This window comes from Microcoleus sp. EPA2 (assembly GCA_020882975.1).
In the GTDB taxonomy this organism is placed as follows: Bacteria; Cyanobacteriota; Cyanobacteriia; order Cyanobacteriales; family Microcoleaceae; genus Microcoleus.
This window is the reverse complement of sequence record JAHRFD010000042.1, coordinates 1-22535: the sequence shown is the minus strand read 5'-3', so window position 1 is coordinate 22535 and position 22535 is coordinate 1. Positions and strand designations below refer to the sequence as shown.

Sequence of the window (22535 nt, the reverse complement as noted above, 5' to 3'; positions counted from 1 at the left end):
TTTTTTAATGGCCAGACTGGCTTGGGAAATATTTTTCCATACCGTCGATCAAAAGTACCAATAAACCTAGTATACAAGCAGAATATAAATCTCCACCCCATCCTGCGTGTAGCCAAGTAAACAGTCCTACTTTATCGGTGCCGTGAAAGTACGTGAGTAAAGTATTGCGAAGGATATTTGAACTGATACTAATGATAGATGTACTCGCTAAAAATAAAATGCTTTTTTTGCAGGAATTCCCAACTCCTGTCCAGTCCAGCAGCATTAAGCTAACATACAGACTGGTAAACAACATTTTTAGACCCGCACAGTGGGGTGCAACCTCTACAATGCGATCGTTGACATAGAGATAAACTTCTTCTACTCTGACATTAAGACCAGCTTTGATTAAAATTAAGCCGGATATTTCCGCAATTAAGTGCTGCAAAGGCAAGGCGTAGGGTTCGATTAAGTAAGGAATGTGATTCGGCGAAGCGAGCAATATAAAAAAAAGTGGTATTCCCTGCAATTTCAAGCCTGGTATTCCTTTTAAACACAAGCAAATACTCCCTAGCATTAGGGACAGAGATAAATTTACCAAATCGCTTAATCTACTTACATAAAAAAGGGTCGCTAGTAGCAGTAACACTAATCCTAAAGGATGGGGGGAGTTGGGTAAGTTACGCCAGCTATTTAGATTTGTCCAAGCTATGTAAGCTGCGTAGGGCAAACCTATAATTCCGTGGCTGAAGTATTCGTGTTCTATGCTGATGTTTTTGTTGAACCATCCGTCATACCAGTGTAATACCAGGGGAGCATACAGCAGCACTAGGAGTACCGTAATACCTTCTCCCAGGAGGTATTGCTTGAGGAGGCGAATTTGGCGCTGGATTTGCATCATTTTAAAATTTTTGAGTTTTGATTCTTGAATTCAACAGTTTTTAATTTGACACTCAAAAAATTTGACAAGGGAATTTATACTGATTGATACATCATCACTTTAACTTATATTAACAATTAGCTATTAAAGGATGATGCGATCGCCCCAACAACCTGCTCAATCTGAGTATTACTCACTCCGGGATACATTGGCAATGACAATATCTGTTGGCACAGGGTTTCTGTATGGGGAAAGTCCCCTGGATTGCCTAAGTTTTGGTAGGCTGGTTGCAAGTGACAAGGTACGGGATAGTGAATGCCTGTTTCAATGCCATTTTCGCCGAGTTTTGCTTGCAGGGTATTGCGGTTAATTGAGCTTTTCTCAGTAACTTGAATCACATACAGGTGATAAATGTGACCGCTGCTGCTGTGGTTGGCGATCGGTACAATACCTTTGTGTTTGAGGGGTTCTAATAGGGTATTGTAGTATTGGGCAGCTAAAGTGCGTCCGCGATTCCATGTTTCTAAATACGGTAATTTAACGTTGAGTACGGCCGCTTGCAAGTTGTCGAGGCGGCTATTACTGCCGATTTCTGTGTGTAAATATTTGCTTGGTGCGCCATAATTGCGTAAAGTTCGCATTTTTTGTGCTACCTCTGCATCGTTGGTAACTAACATTCCGCCATCCCCAAAAGAGCCAAGGTTTTTGCTAGGATAAAAGCTGAATGCTGCTGCTTTGCCACAGGAACCTGCACGGTATCCTTCTCTGGAAGCTAGATGGGCTTGGGCCGCATCTTCAAAGATGATTAAATTGTAGCTTTTGGCAAACTCTAGCAGTTGTGTAGGCGACACCATTTGGCCGTATAAATGCACCGGAATAATTGCTTTAGTTTTTGAGGTAATAGCTGTGGCGGCTGCTGTGAGGTCAATTAGGGCGGTTTCCGGGTCACAATCTACGAGAATAGGTGTAGCCTTGGCTTGAATCACGCCAATTATGGTGGCGATAAATGTGTTGGCGGGGATAATAATCTCGTCCCCTGGATGGATGCCACAAGCTTGCAGTCCGAGGGCGATCGCATCTGTTGCACAAGCTACTCCTATACCATATTTTACACCACAAGCTGTGGCAAAGGCTGTTTCAAATTCTGCCAGTGCTTGACCTAAAATAAAGTCGCCTTGAGCTATGATTTCGGTAATTACTTGTTGTATTTGGGATTGAATTGGTTGGTGTTGCAGCCAGAGGTCTACAAAGGGTATTTTGGGTAGATGCTTATTCATAAATCATGGGATAGCAATTATTTATATTAACATTCCCTGCTGAAGTTTAGGGGGCTTATTGTGCCTTTGGCTCTTGGGTATACCATTGTTTTTTTTCTAATTGGATCTTTTTTTTTACCACAGAGAACACAGAGAGCGCAGAGGAGTTAAGAGACATGGGATGGTTTTTTTTGAGTTGTTTATTAAATTCAAGTTTTTCGCTAATATAGAGTTAGATTATTTTATCGCGATGGAAGTCATGGAATATAAACAGCTCGGCGACAGCGATTTATTAGTATCGGAAATCTGTTTGGGTACGATGACTTATGGTCAGCAGAATACTGTGGAGGAAGCGGCGCAACAACTCGATTTTGCCACATACAGAGGTGTCAATTTTATTGATACAGCCGAAATGTATCCTGTCCCAGCTAAGCCAGAAACTCAGGGGAAAACTGAGGAATATATCGGTGCATGGTTGGTGAAGCAGCAGCGGGATAAAGTCATTTTAGCTACTAAAATAGCTGGGCGCAGTTCTCGATTAAAGTGGATTCGGGAAGGGAACAATCAGATCGATCGCCAAAATGTCGAAACAGCACTGAATGACAGTCTCAAACGCTTGCAAACGGACTACATCGACCTCTATCAGATCCACTGGCCCGATCGCTATGTGCCACTATTTGGTGCGCCGGATTACGACATCGCCCAAGAACAGGAAACTATACCTATTCTGGAACAGTTAGAGGTGTTTGCTGATTTAATTAAAGCTGGGAAAATCCGCTATTTGGGTTTGAGTAATGAGACTCCTTGGGGAGTTTGCGAGTTTTGCAATTTGGCCGAAAAACACGGTTTGCCGAAGGTTGTTTCGATTCAGAATGCTTTCAGTTTGAGCAATCGGACTTTTCACCTAAATTTAGCGGAAACTTGCCGTTTTAAGCAGGTGGGATTGATGGCTTACAGTCCTTTGGGTTTTGGGCTATTGACTGGTAAATATTTGCAGGGAATTCCTGAAAATTCGCGACTGGCTTTGTTCGCTGGATTCGGTCAGCGTTATGATAAAACTAATCTGAATGATGCGGTGAAAGCGTATGTTGAGATTGCTGCTAAATACAATTTAAGTCCGGCACAAATGGCTTTGGCTTATGTGCGATCGCGCTGGTTTGTCACGAGCACGATTATTGGTGCAACTAGCCTGGAACAGTTGGAGGAAAATCTTAGTAGTTTGGAGGTGAATTTGGATCGGGAGATTATAGCAGAAATTAATGCGGTGCACGCTAAGTATCCGAATCCGACACCGTAGGTTCAATCGGCGGTTTAAACCGCTTCTACACAAACAATGTCCGCGCAACGCGAGACTAAGAGTTTGAGGGAGGATTTAACCGGGATTTGCTATTATTAGGTTGGGTTGAGGTGACGAACATTAGGTTTTACTTCGCCCAACTTACCACTTTTTTAATATTATGTATGTTGTAGTAATCCAAAAAATACCGAAGTGGCAGAAATTATAGAACAGGATATAATAAATTCAAGCGTAGAAGTTGGCAGTGGGTGTGAATGGACAGGTAAAGGAGTAGAACCCCAGTGGAACAATCCTAAATCAACGAAAGCTTACGACCATATTGCTCGCCATCACGGCCCCAAACTTAAACCCCATGAACTTATGGGAAGAGCGACAAGTTCCAACAAGGATCAAGGACAATGGCTAGATTCAGAGGATTGGATAATAGCCGAGCAATTGATCCCAAAATATTCCGGTAAATATATCATTGATTTTCAACGTCCCATTGGTATAGTTTACCATCCTGATGGAACGATAACTGAGAATGTTACTTGCGCAAAAATAAAAAGAAATCCTAATGGCACGCTGAAGTACGGTTATCCTGTACTAAAGAGTTAAAATTTTTCATAATTAAATAGGAGGATCGAGTATGAATAACAGTCAAAAATTTCATTTTAAATTAGGAGAACGTTTCTTAGAAAATTACGCCGCTCCTCCAGAAGATCCTTTGGGAGAACTTAGTCATTTTGAAATGGCTATCCGGCGTTTTTGTTTTGAATACGACCATAAAGTATCAATAGAAATAGGTGATGAGAAAATACAGGTATTTTTAGACCCTGATATTTGTATGATTTTGGAGGATGATCTCCCTGAACAAATTAAGAAATTGTCACAAGGTAAGCCAATAGAAATAGATTTTGCTGAAAGTTGTACGCTAAGTATCAAGTTAGTACCCACGGACGATCGCATTAGCTGTACTTTGAGCAAGTTTGGAGTTTCTGGTTGGGAAAAGGTTTTTGAGTTCGATCGCACTCACGTATTAAATACCCTGAGAGGTTTTCTTCAGGAAGTGATGCAGCTAGCTGTAGATAAGGGTTACATCACGCTGTTCGAGAAGGATGAGTTTATTCGTCCGGCTTTTGCTAGCAGTACGGATGCTGCGGTATTGAGCAAGTAGTTGGTTTTGGTGGTGTTAAGGGCGATCGCACCTAACTCTTAATTTATCCCCTCACCCCTAATTATTACCCCTAAACTAATGGGGTTAAGGACGATCGCACCTAACTCTTAATTTATCTTACGAATATTGTAACCGCAGATGATGTACGGGCGAGACGCCCGTACCACGGTTTAGCTTGTTTGCATTTTAGTCTTCTTCTGAGTCCTCAACTTTAGACTCTACCGCATTCTGCTTGAAAAAATGGAAGCAAAGGACACAATTATCGAATTGCTTCAAATTGAGATTGAACAAATGAAAGGTAAACTGAGCTACCTAGACAATGAAAATCTAAAACTCCAACAAAAGTTAGATGATTCAGAAGATGAAAACCTGGAACTACAAGAAGAGGTAGATTCATTGAAGGATGAGAACCTTGAACTGCGACAACGAGTAGATCCCTATTCGCCAGATTGTCTTTCGATTGAAGGCTCTTTTGAGGACGAATATTAAACAGGGATGTAGGTAAATTCATCAAAAGCCCGTGAAGCGAAGCTATCCCGTAGGGAATCGCCCTTCCCATCCAAAAAATAGGACAATGGTAAAGGGCGATCGCGCTTTAGCCTAAAAATTTTTACTCACAAAAACTATGAGTACAATTCGTTTGCAACTAGCTGAATACCTTAAGAGTCGAGGTTTCACCCCTGACAGCTTGGTAGAAGTAATCCCCGAAACAGTCAATCCTGAAACCATCTACCAACTGATCCAAAAAGCCGAAAATCTGCACCAGATAGACTTATCCCTTCTAGCTACCGTAATCGATGGCTTGAGCAAACTCAATGGTTTTCCTGTCGGTATTGGAGAAGTGCTCATACTTTTCCCTGATATTTCTGACGAAGAGTTGGAAAACTCAACTTGGCGCGAACTTTACCTAGAAGGTGAAATTCCACCCTATGATTGGGGGGATGTAGACCCCATGACACTTGGTAAAGCCGTGCGCTATCTACCTGGGGTAGGTTGCGTTATTGTTGAAGAAGAAGGGGTCGAAAAATCCAGTGTCTAATATAACCCTCCGGGATATTATACTGGTTGATTTCGCCCCTCAAATACCTCCATTTCACGAACAGCAAGGAAAACGTCCTGCTTTAGTAGTCGGGATACCCAGTCAAACAGGTGCGATACGTTTTCCGCTGGTAATTGTTGTGCCGATAACCAGACAATCAGGAAATTGGGTGGCACAAAATCCCATCTTATACCCAAGTCTTCCGGCAGCAGTGGGAAATCTCATTTCCGACTCGACAGTATTGCTGGATCAAATACGTGCTGTAGATATGCGACGAGTATCGCGCTATCTTGGCACTTTAACTCCTGAAGAGTATCAGCCGATCGCAGATGGACTGAAAGCTCTATTCAATTTTTCAATTATTCCTTAATGACCTAACAGTTTATCGCGCAGATGCTTAATGCGATCGCACTTTTTGCTCTTTTTCCTGCAAAAACTCCGCAAAGTCGCAGACTTCAGCCACCAACTCTTCAGATAAATTATTTAAAACCGACAGTAAACGCTCTCTAACTCCCATAAGTTCGCTGGCAGATTTTACTAATTGTAATTGATGCGGATAAACTGTTTCAACACCTATCGTTTCCATAAATGATTCTGGCTGATCCTGAGTTGCGGGAACAAAATCTCCGCCAACTTCTGCTTTCACCCATCCACCAAATAACTCGACTAAATAAGCTTCACCGTTTTTGAATACCTCAACAATCGCCCCGACCGTTTCTGGGGGTGCAACTCCGCCATCTGCCAGAGCGACTGCTTCGGTTAAAGTCACTGCATCCAATAACTGAAATTTGCTCATTGCTGTCTCCCAAAGCGTTGAGGAAATGCGGTAACAAATCTAGCCATATCTTCACCAAATAAAACAATCCAACCTGTACGGATTTGCCAAGATACTCCCGATCGCCCTGTAACTAAAATAATAGCTTCGTAGCGTTGTCCATAGTCATTCTGCCCGACTGGCTGTAACAATTCTAGCGAGATTTGGGCTATAATTGCGTCTCGAATCGCCTCCGGTGACTCAAACCACATCACCTCCCGCCAGAATTTCTGCTTATCTGCTTTTCCTGGTTCAGTGGCACTGGCGAATAGATATTGAGCTTTAGCGATGGGAAACTCTAAGCGAGTCGGTGTAGTCATGGCATTGATCTTAATACTTTATACTTCGGATCGAAGGTAATGTGATCGAACATCATATCCTCCCACTCTTCCTTAATGTCCCAATAGCTTATCCCGCAAATGCTTAATGCGATCGCGCAATTTACCAGCCTCCTCAAACTCCAACTTCTTCGCAGCCTCCTTCATCTGCGTTTCCAACCGCTTAATCAAATCAGGAATCTCATCCAAAGATAACTCGTTTGCGTGTTCGTAAACCTCCTCCAACTGGTGAGAATTCAGCTTCCGCGACACGTCCAAAAATGCCAAAATTGCGTTGCTCGATCGCTTTTTCGCGATCGGCTGCGGCGTAATCCCGTGCATCTTATTATACGCCAACTGGATTCCCCGACGGCGATCGGTTTCATCGATCGCCTTAACCATGCTATCCGTCAAATTATCCGCGTACAAAATCGCCTGTCCCTGAATGTGGCGCGCCGCCCGCCCAATAGTTTGAATCAAAGAACGTCCCGATCGCAAAAACCCCTCCTTATCCGCATCCAAAATTACAACTAGAGACACCTCCGGTAAATCCAAACCCTCCCGCAACAAGTTCACCCCAATCAAAACATCAAACTTTCCATCCTGCAAATCTTGGATAATTTCAATCCGTTCGATCGACTGAATTTCCGAGTGCAAATACCGGACTTTAATCCCCCTCTCCTGCAAATATTCAGTTAAATCTTCCGCCATCCGCTTGGTTAAAGTTGTCACCAAAACCCGCTCGTTCAGGCTAACTCTTTCTTTGATTTCACCCAACAAGTCGTCAATTTGACCCTCCGTCGGACGTACAAATATCGTCGGATCGATTACTCCTGTCGGCCGGATTACCTGTTCGGCTACTCTGCCTTCTGAAATTTCAATTTCCCAATCTCCCGGCGTTGCCGACACAAAAATGCACTGATTAGCTTTTTGCCAAAATTCCTCTGCTTTCAAAGGGCGATTATCGGCCGCACTGGGCAAACGAAAACCGTGTTCGATCAATATTTTTTTGCGCGCTTGGTCGCCGTTATACATTCCTCGAATTTGCGGCACTGTGACGTGGGATTCATCTATGACCAACATCCAATCTTTGGGAAAATAATCAATCAAACATTCCGGCGGTTCCCCGGCATTTCTGCCTGCTAAATGCCGCGAGTAATTTTCAACTCCGTTGCAGTAACCTACTTCTCGCAGCATTTCCAAATCGTAGCGGGTGCGCTGTTCTATTCGCTGAGCTTCTAATAGTTTACCGTCTTTTTCCAATGCTACCAGCCTGTCTTCCAATTCAAGTTCTATGCCTTGACAAGCAGCCTCTAATTTATCTTCTGCCGTGACAAAGTGGCGGGCTGGATAAATGTTTAAAGCTTCTACTTGTTGAATTGTTTTACCTGTCACTGGGTCAACGTAGCGGATGGCATCGATTTCGTCCCCGAAGAATTCTACGCGGATAATTCTATCTTCATAGGCGGGGCCAATTTCTAACACATCGCCTTTGACGCGAAATTTGCCTCTACCTAAATCTATGTCATTGCGGCTGTATTGGACGTTGACTAAATCTCGCAAAACTTGCCGCTGATTGATTTCCATTCCTACTCGCAAAGGGATAGCAGCTTTCAGGTATTCGGCGGGCATTCCTAAACCGTAGATGCAGCTAATGGATGCTACGACTATGACATCGCGACGTTCAAAGAGCGATCGCGTGGCTGAGTGTCGCAGCATATCGATCTCGTCGTTAATTGCTGCGGTTTTTTCAATGTAAGTATCGCTGACGGCGATGTAGGCTTCTGGTTGATAATAGTCGTAATAACTGACAAAATATTCGACGGCATTGTTGGGGAAAAAATTACGCAGTTCGTTGCAAAGTTGAGCCGCCAGGGTTTTGTTGTGGGCGAGCACTAAGGTTGGCTTGCCGATCTTTTCTATCACGGCTGCAATGGAAAAGGTTTTGCCTGTACCTGTGGCTCCGAGTAAGGTTTGAAATCGATCGCCTGCTTGGATGCTGTGGACGAGTTGGGCGATCGCTTGCGGTTGGTCGCCCGTAGGCTCAAAGGGCGCTTGTAATTGAAAAGATGCTGCCGCAGTTACCATAGGATATTGTAGCGATTACTAATAAATATTAACAAAAATTCAATTTATTTGCAATTTAGTTGAGAAAATTGTTAGGATTTATCATATTATTTTAATCATCCATCAAAAGAGAAAGCAGAAAGCTCAAAAACGTAGCTTTCTCAGTCCAGAGCTTTCCGAACCCAACAATCAAGGCCCAATAATCAAAAGGAAAAAATTATGAGTCTCAGCCCCAAAGGTAAAGGCAGTGCGATCGCCCGTCGTGGTAAAGCAGCTTCTAAGAGCGAAGCGACAGCAGCTAGCGAGCCCAAAGCAACAGGAATTCAACTCTATCTACCCCCTGCCTTGCCCAACCGCCCTGTGGGACCAAACGACTTTACCGTCAGCGACACCCTCTCGATTTCGGGAAATCGCCCGATCGGCGTTAACACCCTACACATCAGCGAAACCTACGGCATAGTCGGCAACCGCCCGGTAGAAGCCAGTGACTTGGAAGTAGTTGCTACCTTGGGGAGACGCCCGATCGGCTCTAGCACGATGCAAGTCAGTGAAATGTTCAGTATGTCCGGTGCGCGGCCTGTTGGTGTCAGCACTCTTCACATTGATGAAGTTTACTCCACAATGGGTGGAAATCGCCCCATTGCCTCCAATGACATTGACGATAGCTCTACTTTAATGGGATTTTTAGATTAAGTTGTCCTTCGTGGTTATTGGTTAGTTGTTATTAGTTAGTTGTGAAAGACTATATATTTTAGGATTGCCTCAAGCAAAACTACAGTATTAACTCACAAATAACTAATAACAAATAACCACTAACTAATTGGGTGGCTGCTGATATTTATTCAACAAAGCTGCAAAGCGTTTGTAATCAAAAGGCTTCCTCAAATACTCCGCAGCCCCCAACTCAAAACCCTGATTTTTGTCGTCCAAAAAAGTCATCATAATCACCGGAATATCCGCCAAATCAGGGTCTGCTTTCAAAGCAGAAAGTACCGTCCAGCCATCCATGCTTGGCATCATTACATCCAGAGTAATCGCATCGGGCCGCAACTCCTTAGCTAACAGCAGCCCCCCTTCACCGCTAGCGGAGGAATGCACTTGAAAACCCTGTTTGGACAAGCAGCGAGTCATTAAATCCCGTGTGTCTGGATCGTCGTCAATTACCAGCACTTTAGAATTTGGTTCTAGGGAAATAGCCGCTCGCACTTCATCCATGTTTTCGTCTTCTACTACATCTATTTGTGAATATAAATCAGACTGATGTTCTAATTCTCGATCGCCCCCAGCTTCTGTTTCGATTTTAACTACTACCGGCAACCGGATAGTAAAAGTAGAACCGCTTTGAAACTCGCTCTCGACAGTAATATCACCGCCCATCATCTGGCAAAACTTCTTGCTAATGATTAGCCCCAAACCAGTACCGCCGTACTTGCGAGTAGTAGAGTCATCCGCTTGGGAAAAAGCCCCGAACAGATTCATCATCTGATCCTCAGTCATACCAATGCCTGTATCCCTGACTTGAAACACGATCGACTGCGGGTGAAACCTAGAGTCAACATTGAGTTTTTCCTCGGAATGTGGGCTAGGAAAAACCGCCGTTTCTTCCTTCCAAACACTAATCGTAATTTGACCACGATTAGTAAACTTAGCAGCATTACTCGCCAAATTCAGCAGCGCTTGCCGTACTTTGGCATTATCAGCCCGCATCGTGCCCAGATTGGGCGGGCAATCCACCACCAGAGTATTACTATTTTTCAGCGCCTGGGGTTTAACGGTAGTTACCACTTCTTCCACTACATTTGATACCAAGAAAGTCTCCAAAAACAGAGTCATCTTTCCTGCCTCAATTTTAGAAATATCCAGGATGTCGCTAATAATACCTAGCAACTGCTTGCCTGCTATATTAATGCTGGCTAAATCCATCACAAAATCTTCTTCGCCTAGTTCCTGAGCTTCTTCTTGCAACAACTCACTATAGCCGAGAATCGCATTTAAAGGTGTTCGCAATTCGTGGGTCATATTTGCCAAAAATGTACTTTTAGCCCGGTTGGCGGCTTCGGCAGCGTCCTTAGCGATTTCTAATTCCCGGCTACGTTCCTCTAGCTGTTGGCGACGCACTTCTAAGCCGTTGAGCAAACTGCTAATTTGCTGTGCCATTGTATTGAGAGTAGAAGATAGCACGCCGATCGCATCATTAGAAATAATCGGCGATCGAGCCGTCAAATCACCGCTGGCAATCATGGATGCAGTTTTTCGCAGCCAGCCAATCTTCCTAATCAGTGCCGAAACCGACACCAAAGCAACTATGCCGGCGATCGAACTCAAAATCCAAGCCCCGATCAGCCAACGCTGAGTGCGACTCACCACCCCCAAAGTTTGCTGCACTAGCATCGCCATTACTTCGTCAGAAACTCCCCCCTCCACTGAGGCTGATTTAATCGCCAGCACATAGTTTTGCATCTCCGTAGCACCGATCCACCCGATGCCCACGGCCATCCAAGTTATCAATACCAAGATCGTAAACAGCCCGATCAAAGAAGCGCGAGTTCCTACGGATATCTGCTTGGAAATCAGTGCAGCCGCCCAAGGATAATTTTTGAGGAAAGGATCGGGACTCACCGATGCGCCAGAATTCCAAATCTCCTCAATTTGACCATCTAACCTCACCTTCCCAATGCGCACTGTTTTCCAGGTATGCTGCGTTTTGGCATCTATTTTCACCATGCCAGAGGGTGCGGCAAACTCAATATTTTTAGCAGCCTCCCTCACTTTTACCACTTCTATCGAACCCGCTTTTTCTACTGCTTTTTTCCACAGATAAACGCTCAAATAAGCAGCTTCGATGGGGTCATCTGTAACTCGATCTTGCCCATATTTTTCTTTATAGGCTTTCACAAATTCACGATTTTCTGGTGTATCGACTGTTTGAAAATAGTTCCAAACTACCAAATGGCCCGCAATGTTTTCAGGTCCGATCGCCCGTACTTCTTCCTCTGCTACACTTACCGACATCACCGGCAACTCATCCGCCTTTATTCCCGCTTCCCGCAGCTTTTGGAAAAAAGCCACGTTACTATCGCCGTTGAGAGTGTTCAGAATCGCATCGGGTTTTACTGCTAGAATATGGGCGATCGCCTCATCAACATCCCTCGAACCCAGTGGCAGATAAACTTCCCCCGCCAATACCCCGGAGACTGCCGCCAGTTGAGCTTTCACAATCTGATTTGCCGTGCGGGGAAAAATATAATCCGAACCCAGGAGAAAAATTTTCCGCTTCGACAGTCCCAGCAAATAATCCACCCCAGGTACAATCTGTTGATTGGGAGCAGCACCAGTATAGAAAATATGCCGAGACTGTTCGAGTCCTTCGTACTGTAACGGATAAAACAGCAACCCATTGAACTCCTCAAACACCGGAAGCACCGCTTTGCGACTTGCCGAAGTCCAGCATCCAAATACTACGGCTACCCCTTCTTCTAGGAGTAATTGCTTAGCTTTTTGAGCAAAAGTTTGCAAATCGCTCGCGCCATCTTCGATAACTGCTTCCACTAAGTGTCCGAGAACTCCTCCGCTGGCATTGATTTCCCCAACAGCTAGCAGCGTCGCATCTTTAACTGAAATTCCGCTGACAGACATGGTGCCTGTCAGCGAATGCAACACGCCTACTTTTATTGGCTGGCGATCGGGGACGGCTGCTTTCAAGGGATTACTACTCCTTGCTCCCATAGGGTTTTACATACTTTTTACTGACTTATAAATTTTAGTTCTATCTTGGGGGAGTTGATCGGAATCCTAACTGTTATTTTGTAAATTGTTTAACCCTACCGCAACAAAACTTTGCAATTTGTACAGACTCTCCATCTGTAACTAGCTCGTATTTTGCCCCAGGGACGGTCAAGTGTCGATCGCCCTCTAACCTTTTCCCCAATCTCCCTTCAGACAGATGGACATACCCCTTATTTCTCTTAGTATTAATCTATGCTTAGATTTCAAGTAAACACATTTAAAATATTTTTGTCAAACAAAAGGGTGAAGGCTAATGAATATTGAAGAAAACGCAACCATCACAGACAGCACTAACAAAGTCAGTTTACCCAAATCCAAACAGGAATTACTCGCGGAGCAAAGCGAAAAAGCCCTGGGGCAGCAGAAACAAGACAATGCTAACACTATGCGTGCTGTGGAACAGTTGAAGGAAGAAATGCAGCACAAAATCGATGAAGAATGTCATCACAATACATAGCAGCAGGCAGGCAGAAGGCACAAGGTGCAAGGTGTGCATTTATCCTGTCACGAACTCGAAGCGATCGGGAATCGCGTTAGCAAACAGGAATCAGCCAGAAGGTGTGGGCAAGACAGTATCTTGCTCGCACCTATTTTTGAGTGGAAAATTTAGAAGGAGAATTGTCAGTGAACTCATCCTCCATCAATTTTCCCATCAAAAATCAAAAAAAAATAGATGGACTTCTTTCTACCTATAGAGGGAGTGCAAATAAGCTCGTCAATCAATATTATTAATTTAAGTAGAAACTGTAAAACTAAATACAGACAAGGAGAAACCAATGAGTATCGAAGATAGAGCAAAGGCAACTGCCAAAAACATCGAAGGTGCAGCTCAAGAAACTATTGGCAATGTTACTGGCGATCCCAAGGATAAAGCTGAAGGCAAAGCCAAGCAAAAACAAGCTGAAACCAGCCATGCAGTCCAAGACGCAAAAGATGCCGTCAAAGACGTAATAGACAAAGCGTAACATTTGGTTTGGTGAAAGGGTCTCAATTACAGACCCTTTCTAATCTTCAAAATTGTTTTAAATTGGAGGAAAAAAAGGTGAGTTTATTTCAGCAAAGTCGCCAAATAATTGTTGGACTACTCTTGGTGTTAACGCTCAGTTTTACCACAGCTTGCACCCCAAGCGTTTCAGCTCAAAAACCGATGAATACACCTGTAGCCATTGGTGGCAGTCAGGGTAATTACGCGCAGCTAGAACAGGGGAACACCGCAGCAGGTCAAGATTTTGGTCAATGGGTAACAAAGACGGCTAAGGGATTGGTTCAAGATGCTTATGTGCGCGACAACAACAAGCTGGGAGTTGTGATTACCCCCCAAGTCCGCCCTACAGAAGTCAAGGATTTGGCGAAATCTTTAGCACAAGGTTTTCACAAGAATTTTCCTAACCAAGATGTAACAGTTTTGGTCTATGCGCCCGATAAAAAACTGATTTTGACTGCCAAGTATGACCAGCAATCAAATCAAATAGAATACAAGTCTTGAGCGAATTAGTTAGTTAAAAAATCTCGCCTAGTTGTGGTTTAATATACCGCTAATTATTGGCAAAAAAGTCTCTACGTGAGACACAAATGTTGTCTAGATGGGAAAAAAATACGATGAGTACCAGCGATAATTACAAACGTCAAATCATGAGCGATTTGGCAAGTGGCGATCGAGAAATGATGCCAGAAACATCCGGGGAAGAATACGAAAATTTTGACGATTTTGCTCAGCGAACCTCGCCACAGCAGCGCAAACAATTATTTGGTAATTCTCTGAATCATGACTCCTTGCCGCCGGCGCAACTGGAACCGGAATTGCAAAAAGCGATCGCCCAAATTAAACCAAACGAACGGGATGACGTGGCGCGGGAATTTTTCAAGCAATTGAGCAAGAGAGGATTGAACGATCGCACCTTGGAACAACAGCTAGGGCTTTCTACTCACCACGCTAGCCGGATGAATGCTGACGATGTTACCAAATTAGCCTCGTTTACCTATCACAATCACCCGGATATTTTCCGAGAAGTGTTAGCCGAACAGCCTAGTTTGATGAAGTTTTTGGGAAATCCAGTGGTGGCTGGTATTTTGGGAATAGTTGCTGCTAAGTGGCTCAACAGTCGCAAATAGTCTGAACATCTAGGAGCCGCATACAGGAAATAAAGGGCGATCGTCAGTGCGATCGCCCTTTAATGTTTTATCTCAAAACACCAGCTTCTACCGCTTAATTCGTTTTACTACAACCAATCCTCTGCGCCGCAAATGCCCAATGCCCAATTCCCAATTCCCAATGTAGGATGAAGTGTTGCCGTGAAGTGAATTAGCAAAAAAAAAGATGAACATATCCTCTATTTGGCGAAAAGTCCGCCACCAGCAAGCCCTGGGCTTTAGTGTACTGTTAGCTCTTTGCCTCGTATTCATCGGTTGTTCCCCCGCCCAGTCAGCCGGTGGTAATCCAGTCGATCCCAAATTAAAAGAGCAAGTCTTGCAAATCATCCGCGAAAACCCGCAAGCAATTTTGGAATCGGTACAAGCATATCAGCAACAACAGCAAGAGACTCTCAAAGCAGCGCAGCAGTCATTTTTGCAGGAGATGAAAACTAATCCTAAATCTGCCATCGGCGATGCTCCCATTACCGGTGCTGCCTCGCAACAGATTGTACTGTTAGAATTTTCCGATTTTCAATGTCCGTTTTGCGCCCGCGCTCACGATACTGTCAAGCAGTTTATGGCCAAACACCAGGACAAAGTTACTTTAGCCTACAAACATTTTCCCTTGACTTCCATTCACCCTCAAGCTTTGCCAGCAGCCAAAGCAGCCTGGGCAGCGCAACAGCAGGGTAAATTCTGGGAATATTACAATGCTTTGTTTGAGGGACAAAAACAGTTAGGTGAGGAATTGTACGGATCTATCGCCCAAAAACTCAATCTGAAATTAGATAAATTCAACAGCGATCGCAACAGTCCCGCCGCCGAAGCCGCCATTGGGAAAGACGTGCAACTAGCTCAAAAGTTGGGTATAGAAGGCACTCCATTCTTTATCATGAACGGCAAAACCTTCTCAGGGGCGATCGAGCTTGCTGAAATGGAAAGCATTCTCGCTAGTATCTCCAAATAGTCAGACAAGGGGAAGCGGTAAACTTTCGGGTGCCAATCTCACAGCAGAGCCTTTCAAGATGCGTTCCCAGGCTCCAACCTGGGAACAATCAACAAAGGAGTCCATATTTCATCTCATCCATAGACAATAACAGCTTATAGCGAAATCAAACGGGACTTTTAGCGACTTCATGTATTATAAGATACAGATTTATAATTTTTTTGACATTAAACATAGGGTTTATATGCAAACTGTGACCGATGTAACAGCTCGAAATGACCCAAAGTAATTTGGTCACAAGCCCAGTTACAGGTGGCGGGCTCAATACTAAAATCAAAATTCCATGACTGACTCCAATGGACAACTCAAGCCTACTCTTGGACTGGTAGGAATTACGATTAACGCGATGGCGTTGATTGCACCGGGCGCTTTTCTGTGGACGACTTATCAATTGCAAGCCCCGCCGGATTCCGCTAAAAATATGTGGGCCGCGATCGCCCTAGCAACTGCGATCGCCCTACTAACCGCAAGTTGCTATGCAACTCTTTCTAAAGCTTACCCAGAAGCTGGTGCGGGCAGTTCCTACTACTATGCCGAAGCAGCAATCTTAGCAAAAGAAGAACACAAACACTTTCGTTTGGCGCGTTTGGCAAAGTTTGTCACAGGCTGGGCAGCACACTTGTATTACTGGGTGTATCCCGGAATTATGATTAGCTTCATGGGAACCCTGGTCGTTTACATCGGGCAGTTGTTTAACCCGGATTTTGCAGCAGATTGGTTCAGTAAAGCCTTAATTTGCTTTATCTTCACGGCGCTGGTGGGCAGTGTTGCGCTCATGGGCGTTACCGGTTCGACGCTGATTAATATCATCATCAACATTGTCCAAATTAGCTCTCTCACCTTCCTGGGATTGTTGATGATTGTTTACCGATTGGGTCATCCAAATGTGAATTACGAACACGCAAATGCCTTGAGCGTTGTGGTTCCTCACGATTTATCGGGATTGATTTATCAGGCGACGATCGCTATTCTTTTATTAGTCGGATTTGAATCGGCAACAGCGATGGCCGGTGAAGCTATTAATCCTCAGCGTGATATTCCTCGTGGTGTAATTCTATCTTTATTTATTCAGGCTTGTATCTGCTATTTTTTTGAGTATTTCGCTGCTAATTTTTTTATCGGCGACCAATACACTGCAACTGTTGACGGCAAAACTGTAACAGGATTTGCAGCCGCATTATCCTCCGGTGCGCCGATCGGCGATATAGCGAAAATTTTGGGGGATACGCTGCTGTTTGGCAACGGATTTCTGCTGCAAGTGACGATCGCCAGCACAGTCGTTATGGCATTGATCGGGACGGCGCTATCGTCGCTGTCAACGGGTGTTCGGATTAGTTATGCCATGGGGAGCGATCGCGAATTGCCGGCCGTATTCGGCTTTTTACACGGGCGCTACAACACGCCTCATATCGGGATTTACTTTCTGAGTGGACTCTCGGCTTTGATTGGTGCTTATGCAGTGCAGAGTGTGGATAACGTCACGATTGTTACCTTAGTTTCTAACATCGGCACGTTTATGCTCTACGGAATTACCTGCGGAGTGACGCTAGTTGCTACTCTAGAGCATTTGCTAGAGGAGGAACACAACCCAATCAAAACTGTGGTGATTCCTATTTTGGGTTTAGTCATGAATTTACTCATGGTTTGTGGCATTTTCTACTACGGTTTGACTGGATCTGGTAGTGCCAAAACAAATTCTTTGACTGCGATCGGGATTTCGATCGCCTTCTTTGTTGGAGGATTTGCTTACCTGATTGGAGACAGCTTAATCAAAGGCAAACCCCTGTTTTTGCCCTCGGATCTGAATCATCCCCTGCGCGATAACATCCCTTCCTCTAAATCTTGATAGGTAATTGAAATCTATGCAATTAGTTCTTGCCATTATCCAGCCTGGTAAATTAGATTCCGTCAAGGAAGCCTTAGTCAAACTAGGGATTCAGGGAATGACTGTCACTGGTGCAAAAGGATTCGGGCGCCAAAAAGGGAGACCCCTTGCCTTTTTGGGCCTCTTAGATATGGAAGGCAAACCTTTTACCGTTGACTTTCTGCCCAAAGTCAGAATAGAAATTGTCGTGAATGACGATCAAGTCGATGCGGTTGTCGATACCATTGTCACAGTCGCAAAAACAGGAACTGTTGGAGATGGTAAATTGTTTGTTATTCCGGTAAGCCGAGCAATTCGCATTCGCACCGGCGAAGAAAATGAAGCTGCTTTGACAATAGAAGAACCTGCAACGCTGAGCGATTCGCGCAAAAATAAATGATTCAATCTTTGTTGCTTTTTGTAGTAGCTGGAGTTTGCGAAATTGGCGGTGGCTATTTGTTTTGGCTGTGGTTGCGCGAAGGTAAAAGCCCTTGGTTAGCCGTAATTGGGGTGGTTATTTTGGGAGTTTATGGGGTGGTTCCAACGCTACAACCGGCTACTTTTGGGCGGGCCTATGCAGCTTACGGTGGTGTTTTTATTGTGCTGTCGATTCTGTGGGGCTGGATTGTCGATCGCATTGCTCCTGATAAATACGATTTACTCGGAGGATGGATTGCTTTACTTGGTGTTTTGGTGATTATGTATGCACCTCGCCGTTAGTTACTTAGCATCATTCGGCGCTTGAAACCGCTTCTTGTCCTAGGAAGTCTGCCTCCGCAGACTAAGAGTCCGCTGGTAACTTAAGCCTGCGGACTCTTTTTTGTCAATTTTTGCTGACAATCAGACTTTTTCATGGTTGCTTTTTTTCAAAAATATGTAAAATAGTAGTGAAAGATACAGAAAAAACTAAATTATTAGCATCTAGCCATGTTTAATACGATATTGAGCCAGCAGCGACAAGTCCTTGGAAGGTTTTCTAGCCGTGAAGACGCCGGACAAGCCCTCGATTGTCTGGTGTTTTCAGGCTTTCCATTGGCGCAGGTGTTCTTGCTGGGGCCTAGCTGCGAGGAAGGGCAAAATTCTTTAAATCTTCCCTGTGACTCGTTTGGGGCGATCGCAGGGACTGCAACTGGACTCAAGAAAGGAATGTTTCTGGGCAATTGGCTTGGGGGTGCTACCGGGCTGATGTTGGGAATGGGACTCCTGGCGCTTCCAGGGGTGGGTCAAGTCATGTTGTCTGGGGCGATCGGCTTTACGCTATTGAGCGGTGGCATTGGCACGGCTGCGGGCGGATTGATGGGGGCTTTAATTGGATTGGGGCTGACTTCAGAGCAAGCTAAAGCCTATCAGCAGCAGATTTCTCAGGGCAGCATTTTACTAATCGTAGAAGGAAGCGGACAAGAGGTCGATCGGGCTAAATACTTACTCGCAAAATCGATCGTCTAAACTTTATCCCTGGGTACCTTTTTAATGCGTACCTTTTTAATAAGTAGTCCCACCTAAATAAAAAGTGCTGTGTAAAGAAAGATTAAGGGAAAGACTTTTGGAGCGATCGCGTCTTGGTGCAAGGCAGGAATTTACGTAAGTCGTGGGGTGTGCGCTCACGAGAATTAACAATATTTATTGCCTCTATAGCTATATTTACTGACAATTTTATAGGATGGGGAACAAATTTGTTCTAAGTGTTGTCTTGGTAATTTAAGTTACTCATAATTAAGCATTACATCTTGCCTTTTTCCAGCTTTCCCAGACATAGCTAATGGATTCAAAGGATTATTTTTTAATACTAATTTGAATTTTTTCGGCAAGACTATTGCCACTTTTGAGATCTATTTCCCTGGCATCTACGAGGAGAATTGATCGTGGTAAAAATTACGCAGATAGTATTCATCGATCCAAGCGTTGAAGATTACCAAAGCCTTGCACAAAGCACAGAACCAAAGACAGAAACATTGATACTCGATCGCACGCGCGATGGAGTCGAGCAAATTACCCAGTTACTAGCCAACTACACCAATATTTCCGCCGTTCACATCATTTCTCACGGCGGGCCAGGAAGTTTACAACTGGGAGCAATGGAGCTAAATTCCGATAACTTAGATGAATATGGCGATCGGTTTGAGCAGTGGAAAAAAGCCCTAACTCCCAACGCCGATCTTCTCCTCTACGGTTGTAACGTGGCCGCACAAATCGCCCCACCCATAGCGGAACGCTCATTTTTGCAACGCCTCAATCAACTCACAGGTGCAGACATCGCCGCCTCTAAAACTCTCACAGGGAGCGATCGATTAGGTGGTAACTGGGATTTAGAAGTCACCATTGGTTCCATTGACACAGATTTAGCATTCAGCCAAGAGGCGATCGCAGCTTACAGCCACGTTTTAGCTACTTTCGGAGTCACCAACACCAACGACTCCGGCGCAAACTCGCTGCGAGATGCCATTACCCAAGCCAATGCTACACCTGGGACAGATATTATTGACCTAACTGGCATTACTGGGACGATCGCCCTCGCTACCCCACTGCCCATTATTAATGAAAGCCTCAGTCTCAACGGCCCTGGGGTGGCCAACCTGACAGTCAGCGGTAACAGCGCAGTCCAGATCCTCAGCACTAATAACGGCCCTGTGAGCATTTCTAACCTCACCTTTGCTAACGCGAATACCGCTGGCGGTGGCGGTGCGATTAATAACGCCTCCGGCGTTACCCTGAACCTCACCAACGTTAACTTTTCCAGCAACACGGCGGGACTCGGCGGTGCTCTTTTCAACCAGGGTGGCACAGTCACGATCGCTGGTGCCAGGTTTACTGCCAATACAGTCAACGGTTTCGGCGGCGGCGCGATCCGGCAGGGTGGCGGTACTTTAAGCATTGTTGACAGCACTTTCACCGAAAACACAGCCAATGCGGCGAGTCAAGGCGGCGGTGCGATTTTGATCGATGGCGGTGCGGTAAACATTACTGGCAGCACTTTTGCGGGCAATAGTGCACAAAATACCGACGGTGGCGGTGCTATTTATCACAGAGGCGGAACCGAACTACTGAGCATTGTCAACAGCACTTTTACTAACAATATTTCAGCGGCTGACGGCGGTGCAATCAGGAACGATACCCAGCCATTGAGTGTTACCAGCAGCACCTTTAACGACAATCGAGCTGCACAAAATGCAGGTGCGATCAAGAACGACGGTACGGCAACCATTACTAACAGTACGTTTTCTGCCAACACCGCAGCCAACTTTGGCGCAATCAGGAATGGTGGCACTCTCAATCTCAGTAGCAGCACTCTGACTCTCAATACTGCCACAAATCAAGGCGGCGGTATTTTCAACACCTTGACGGCAAATGTCCGCAACACCATCATTGCTGGCAACACGGCCCCTTTAAACCCCGATGTAGACGGTACATTTACCAGTCAGGGCAATAACTTAATTGGAAATAGTGGTGCTGGTACTGGCTTCACTAATGGTGTTAATGGCGACCAAGTAGGCACTGCTGGCACTCCCATTAATCCGAATCTCGGAGCACTGGCAAATAACGGTGGCCCCACGCAAACTCACGTACCCAATCTAGGTAGTCCCGCGATCGACAGGGGTAACAGCGCGATCGCACTTACCACGGATCAGCGTAACTTAACCAGGGTTTCTGGTAGCAATGTTGACATCGGCGCTGTGGAACTACAGCAGACTGTCAGCATCACCGCACTAGATAATTCTGCCTCGGAAACTCCGATCGATCCAGGCACTTTCCGCATTAGTCGCAGTGATAGCACAGTGGGTAATTTGACGGTGAATCTTGCCATTGATGCCAGCAGCACCGCCATTGCCGCTGACTACAATCTGAGTAGTACCTTTCCCGTCACTATTCCCAACGGGCAAAGCTTTGTGGATGTGATTCTCACCCCGGTGGATGACGCAATACCGGAGTTGGCAGAGACGCTGCGACTGAATTTGCTAAATGGGAATTATACGATCGCACCAGCCAGCAGCAATGCTACGGTGACAATTACAGCCAATGACTCGATTGCTTATGCGATCGCACTCACAAATCCAGCCACCGGTTCCTTAATAGAAGGCAACTCCGGCACTAAACCCGTCACCTTCACCGTCACCCGCAGCGGTGGTACAGGGGTAGCGAGTACAGTAAATTACGCGATCGCAGGAACCGCAACCAACGGCGCAGACTACAATAATATCAATGCTGCGGGGGCTAATAGCGCCACAGGGACGATCGCCTTTGCCGCCAACGAAACTACTAAAACCATCTCTGTTGATGTCTTGGGAGAAACCCTAGTTGAACCTGACGAGACAATTACCGTCACCCTGAGCAACCCGAATTTAACCGCAGCCCCCGAAAGTTCTACCATCACCGCCAACACTGCCACTGCTACCATCACCAATGACGATACCCCCCTTATTTCTATCAATAATGTAGTTGTCACTGAGGGAAATACGGGTACTGTTAACGCCACCTTTACTGCCTCCCTTTCAGCAGTTTCTAACTTGCCTGTCACCGTCAATTATGCTACTGCCGACGGCACTGCCACTACCGCCGATAGCGATTACGTAGCAACCACAGGAAGTATCAGCTTTGCCGCCGGAGAAACCACCAAAACAATTACTGTTCCTGTCAATGGTGATGGCAAATTAGAAACTAACGAAACATTCAATGTCAATCTCAGCAATCCTGTCAATGGGACTATCGCCACAGCCACTGGGCAGGGGACTATTACTAATGATGATGTTCCATCTTCTTCCAGTAGCATCAGTATTAATAATGTCACGGTAACAGAAGGCAACAGTGGCACTACAAATGCTGTATTTACTGTCAGCTTAAATAATCCCAGTCCCCAAACCGTCACCGTCAATTATGCTACTGCCGACGGCACTGCCACTACCGCCGATAGCGATTACTTAGCAACCACAGGAAGTATCAGCTTTG

At 45.2% G+C, this 22535-nt stretch carries 23 protein-coding genes; 17 read left to right on the top strand and 6 right to left on the bottom strand.

All coding sequences use genetic code 11. The annotated features are described in order from the left end of the window. Positions 1-4: 4 nt before the first annotated feature. Positions 5-877: a cyanoexosortase B gene (gene crtB, locus AAFP14_RS24230; protein ID WP_341734757.1), complete on the bottom strand. Its 873-nt coding sequence runs from the start codon at positions 875-877 to the stop codon at positions 5-7. 119 nt (positions 878-996) lie between these two features. Then, positions 997-2136: a DegT/DnrJ/EryC1/StrS family aminotransferase gene (locus tag AAFP14_RS24225; protein WP_341734744.1), complete on the bottom strand. Its 1140-nt coding sequence runs from the start codon at positions 2134-2136 to the stop codon at positions 997-999. Between the two features lie 238 nt (positions 2137-2374). Here AAFP14_RS24225 and AAFP14_RS24220 point away from each other — a divergent pair, with 238 nt between their 5' ends. From AAFP14_RS24220 to AAFP14_RS24195, 6 genes are all read left to right on the top strand, one after another. After that, complete coding sequence (locus tag AAFP14_RS24220; RefSeq protein WP_341734743.1) at positions 2375-3412, top strand: aldo/keto reductase; 1038 nt, start codon at positions 2375-2377, stop codon at positions 3410-3412. A 192-nt stretch (positions 3413-3604) separates the two neighbouring features. After that, positions 3605-4009: a hypothetical protein gene (locus AAFP14_RS24215; protein WP_340522869.1), complete on the top strand. Its 405-nt coding sequence runs from the start codon at positions 3605-3607 to the stop codon at positions 4007-4009. A 31-nt stretch (positions 4010-4040) separates the two neighbouring features. After that, positions 4041-4568, top strand: coding sequence for a hypothetical protein (locus AAFP14_RS24210; protein WP_341734742.1), 528 nt, complete (start codon positions 4041-4043; stop codon positions 4566-4568). A gap of 240 nt (positions 4569-4808) precedes the next feature. After that, entirely contained in the window at positions 4809-5057 is a 249-nt protein-coding gene (locus tag AAFP14_RS24205; RefSeq protein ID WP_341734741.1) for a hypothetical protein, read from the top strand. A 136-nt stretch (positions 5058-5193) separates the two neighbouring features. Continuing rightward, a complete protein-coding gene (locus AAFP14_RS24200; protein WP_340522875.1) occupies positions 5194-5607 on the top strand; it encodes a hypothetical protein in 414 nt (137 codons plus the stop codon). Continuing rightward, positions 5600-5977: a type II toxin-antitoxin system PemK/MazF family toxin gene (locus AAFP14_RS24195; RefSeq protein WP_341734740.1), complete on the top strand. Its 378-nt coding sequence runs from the start codon at positions 5600-5602 to the stop codon at positions 5975-5977. The genes AAFP14_RS24200 and AAFP14_RS24195 overlap by 8 nt, the downstream gene beginning before the upstream one ends. Positions 5978-6004: 27 nt before the next feature. Here AAFP14_RS24195 and AAFP14_RS24190 read toward each other — a convergent pair whose 3' ends face one another. The 3 genes from AAFP14_RS24190 to uvrB form a co-directional block, all read right to left on the bottom strand. Beyond that, on the bottom strand, positions 6005-6403 hold the full coding sequence (locus AAFP14_RS24190; protein WP_341734739.1) for a DUF2281 domain-containing protein: 399 nt from the start codon (positions 6401-6403) through the stop codon (positions 6005-6007). After that, a complete protein-coding gene (locus AAFP14_RS24185) occupies positions 6400-6741 on the bottom strand; it encodes a DUF6883 domain-containing protein (RefSeq protein WP_341734738.1) in 342 nt (113 codons plus the stop codon). Before AAFP14_RS24185 ends, AAFP14_RS24190 begins: the two co-directional genes overlap by 4 nt. Before the next feature lie 72 nt (positions 6742-6813). Next, positions 6814-8826, bottom strand: a complete 2013-nt coding sequence (gene uvrB / locus AAFP14_RS24180; protein WP_341734737.1) for an excinuclease ABC subunit UvrB — start codon at positions 8824-8826, stop codon at positions 6814-6816. A 198-nt stretch (positions 8827-9024) separates the two neighbouring features. Between uvrB and AAFP14_RS24175 the strand changes: the two genes are divergently transcribed. After that, complete coding sequence (locus AAFP14_RS24175; protein ID WP_341734736.1) at positions 9025-9498, top strand: hypothetical protein; 474 nt, start codon at positions 9025-9027, stop codon at positions 9496-9498. Between the two features lie 123 nt (positions 9499-9621). Here the strand turns inward: AAFP14_RS24175 and urtA are convergent, their stop codons facing one another. Next, entirely contained in the window at positions 9622-12507 is a 2886-nt protein-coding gene (gene urtA / locus AAFP14_RS24170) for an urea ABC transporter substrate-binding protein (protein ID WP_341734735.1), read from the bottom strand. Between the two features lie 337 nt (positions 12508-12844). Here urtA and AAFP14_RS24165 point away from each other — a divergent pair, with 337 nt between their 5' ends. The 10 genes from AAFP14_RS24165 to AAFP14_RS24120 all read left to right on the top strand — a co-directional run. Continuing rightward, complete coding sequence (locus AAFP14_RS24165; RefSeq protein ID WP_341734734.1) at positions 12845-13048, top strand: hypothetical protein; 204 nt, start codon at positions 12845-12847, stop codon at positions 13046-13048. Positions 13049-13367: 319 nt separating this feature from the next. Continuing rightward, a complete protein-coding gene (locus tag AAFP14_RS24160) occupies positions 13368-13556 on the top strand; it encodes a CsbD family protein (protein ID WP_341734733.1) in 189 nt (62 codons plus the stop codon). A 77-nt stretch (positions 13557-13633) separates the two neighbouring features. After that, positions 13634-14077 carry a hypothetical protein gene (locus AAFP14_RS24155; protein ID WP_341734732.1) on the top strand — a complete coding sequence of 148 codons (444 nt, stop codon included), beginning with the start codon at positions 13634-13636 and terminating at the stop codon, positions 14075-14077. 113 nt (positions 14078-14190) lie between these two features. Beyond that, the gene (locus AAFP14_RS24150) at positions 14191-14703 is read left to right on the top strand and encodes a hypothetical protein (protein WP_341734731.1); all 513 of its coding nucleotides are present in this window, start codon (positions 14191-14193) and stop codon (positions 14701-14703) included. A gap of 205 nt (positions 14704-14908) precedes the next feature. After that, on the top strand, positions 14909-15691 hold the full coding sequence (locus AAFP14_RS24145) for a DsbA family protein (protein WP_341734730.1): 783 nt from the start codon (positions 14909-14911) through the stop codon (positions 15689-15691). 322 nt (positions 15692-16013) lie between these two features. Next, the gene (locus AAFP14_RS24140) at positions 16014-17576 is read left to right on the top strand and encodes an APC family permease (RefSeq protein WP_341734729.1); all 1563 of its coding nucleotides are present in this window, start codon (positions 16014-16016) and stop codon (positions 17574-17576) included. Positions 17577-17592: 16 nt separating this feature from the next. After that, positions 17593-17994 (top strand): P-II family nitrogen regulator, encoded by a 402-nt coding sequence (locus AAFP14_RS24135; RefSeq protein WP_341734728.1) that lies wholly within the window; start codon positions 17593-17595, stop codon positions 17992-17994. After that, positions 17991-18314 carry a YnfA family protein gene (locus AAFP14_RS24130; RefSeq protein WP_341734727.1) on the top strand — a complete coding sequence of 108 codons (324 nt, stop codon included), beginning with the start codon at positions 17991-17993 and terminating at the stop codon, positions 18312-18314. The genes AAFP14_RS24135 and AAFP14_RS24130 overlap by 4 nt, the downstream gene beginning before the upstream one ends. Positions 18315-18521: 207 nt before the next feature. Beyond that, the gene (locus tag AAFP14_RS24125) at positions 18522-19040 is read left to right on the top strand and encodes a hypothetical protein (RefSeq protein ID WP_341734726.1); all 519 of its coding nucleotides are present in this window, start codon (positions 18522-18524) and stop codon (positions 19038-19040) included. A gap of 416 nt (positions 19041-19456) precedes the next feature. Beyond that, positions 19457-22535 (top strand): DUF4347 domain-containing protein (locus AAFP14_RS24120; RefSeq protein ID WP_341734725.1); only part of this gene is annotated, 3079 nt, incomplete at its 3' end.

Bases quoted from the DNA above. Each gene is read 5' to 3' on its own strand.
- crtB (WP_341734757.1), bottom strand. From the start codon at position 877: ATGCAAATCCAGCGCCAAATTCGCCTCCTCAAGCAATACCTCCTGGGA.
- AAFP14_RS24225 (WP_341734744.1), bottom strand. From the start codon at position 2,136: ATGAATAAGCATCTACCCAAAATACCCTTTGTAGACCTCTGGCTGCAA.
- AAFP14_RS24220 (WP_341734743.1), top strand. From the start codon at position 2,375: ATGGAATATAAACAGCTCGGCGACAGCGATTTATTAGTATCGGAAATC.
- AAFP14_RS24210 (WP_341734742.1), top strand. From the start codon at position 4,041: ATGAATAACAGTCAAAAATTTCATTTTAAATTAGGAGAACGTTTCTTA.
- AAFP14_RS24205 (WP_341734741.1), top strand. From the start codon at position 4,809: ATGGAAGCAAAGGACACAATTATCGAATTGCTTCAAATTGAGATTGAA.
- AAFP14_RS24200 (WP_340522875.1), top strand. From the start codon at position 5,194: ATGAGTACAATTCGTTTGCAACTAGCTGAATACCTTAAGAGTCGAGGT.
- AAFP14_RS24190 (WP_341734739.1), bottom strand. From the start codon at position 6,403: ATGAGCAAATTTCAGTTATTGGATGCAGTGACTTTAACCGAAGCAGTC.
- AAFP14_RS24185 (WP_341734738.1), bottom strand. From the start codon at position 6,741: ATGACTACACCGACTCGCTTAGAGTTTCCCATCGCTAAAGCTCAATAT.
- uvrB (WP_341734737.1), bottom strand. From the start codon at position 8,826: ATGGTAACTGCGGCAGCATCTTTTCAATTACAAGCGCCCTTTGAGCCT.
- AAFP14_RS24175 (WP_341734736.1), top strand. From the start codon at position 9,025: ATGAGTCTCAGCCCCAAAGGTAAAGGCAGTGCGATCGCCCGTCGTGGT.
- AAFP14_RS24165 (WP_341734734.1), top strand. From the start codon at position 12,845: ATGAATATTGAAGAAAACGCAACCATCACAGACAGCACTAACAAAGTC.
- AAFP14_RS24160 (WP_341734733.1), top strand. From the start codon at position 13,368: ATGAGTATCGAAGATAGAGCAAAGGCAACTGCCAAAAACATCGAAGGT.
- AAFP14_RS24150 (WP_341734731.1), top strand. From the start codon at position 14,191: ATGAGTACCAGCGATAATTACAAACGTCAAATCATGAGCGATTTGGCA.
- AAFP14_RS24145 (WP_341734730.1), top strand. From the start codon at position 14,909: ATGAACATATCCTCTATTTGGCGAAAAGTCCGCCACCAGCAAGCCCTG.
- AAFP14_RS24140 (WP_341734729.1), top strand. From the start codon at position 16,014: ATGACTGACTCCAATGGACAACTCAAGCCTACTCTTGGACTGGTAGGA.
- AAFP14_RS24135 (WP_341734728.1), top strand. From the start codon at position 17,593: ATGCAATTAGTTCTTGCCATTATCCAGCCTGGTAAATTAGATTCCGTC.
- AAFP14_RS24130 (WP_341734727.1), top strand. From the start codon at position 17,991: ATGATTCAATCTTTGTTGCTTTTTGTAGTAGCTGGAGTTTGCGAAATT.
- AAFP14_RS24125 (WP_341734726.1), top strand. From the start codon at position 18,522: ATGTTTAATACGATATTGAGCCAGCAGCGACAAGTCCTTGGAAGGTTT.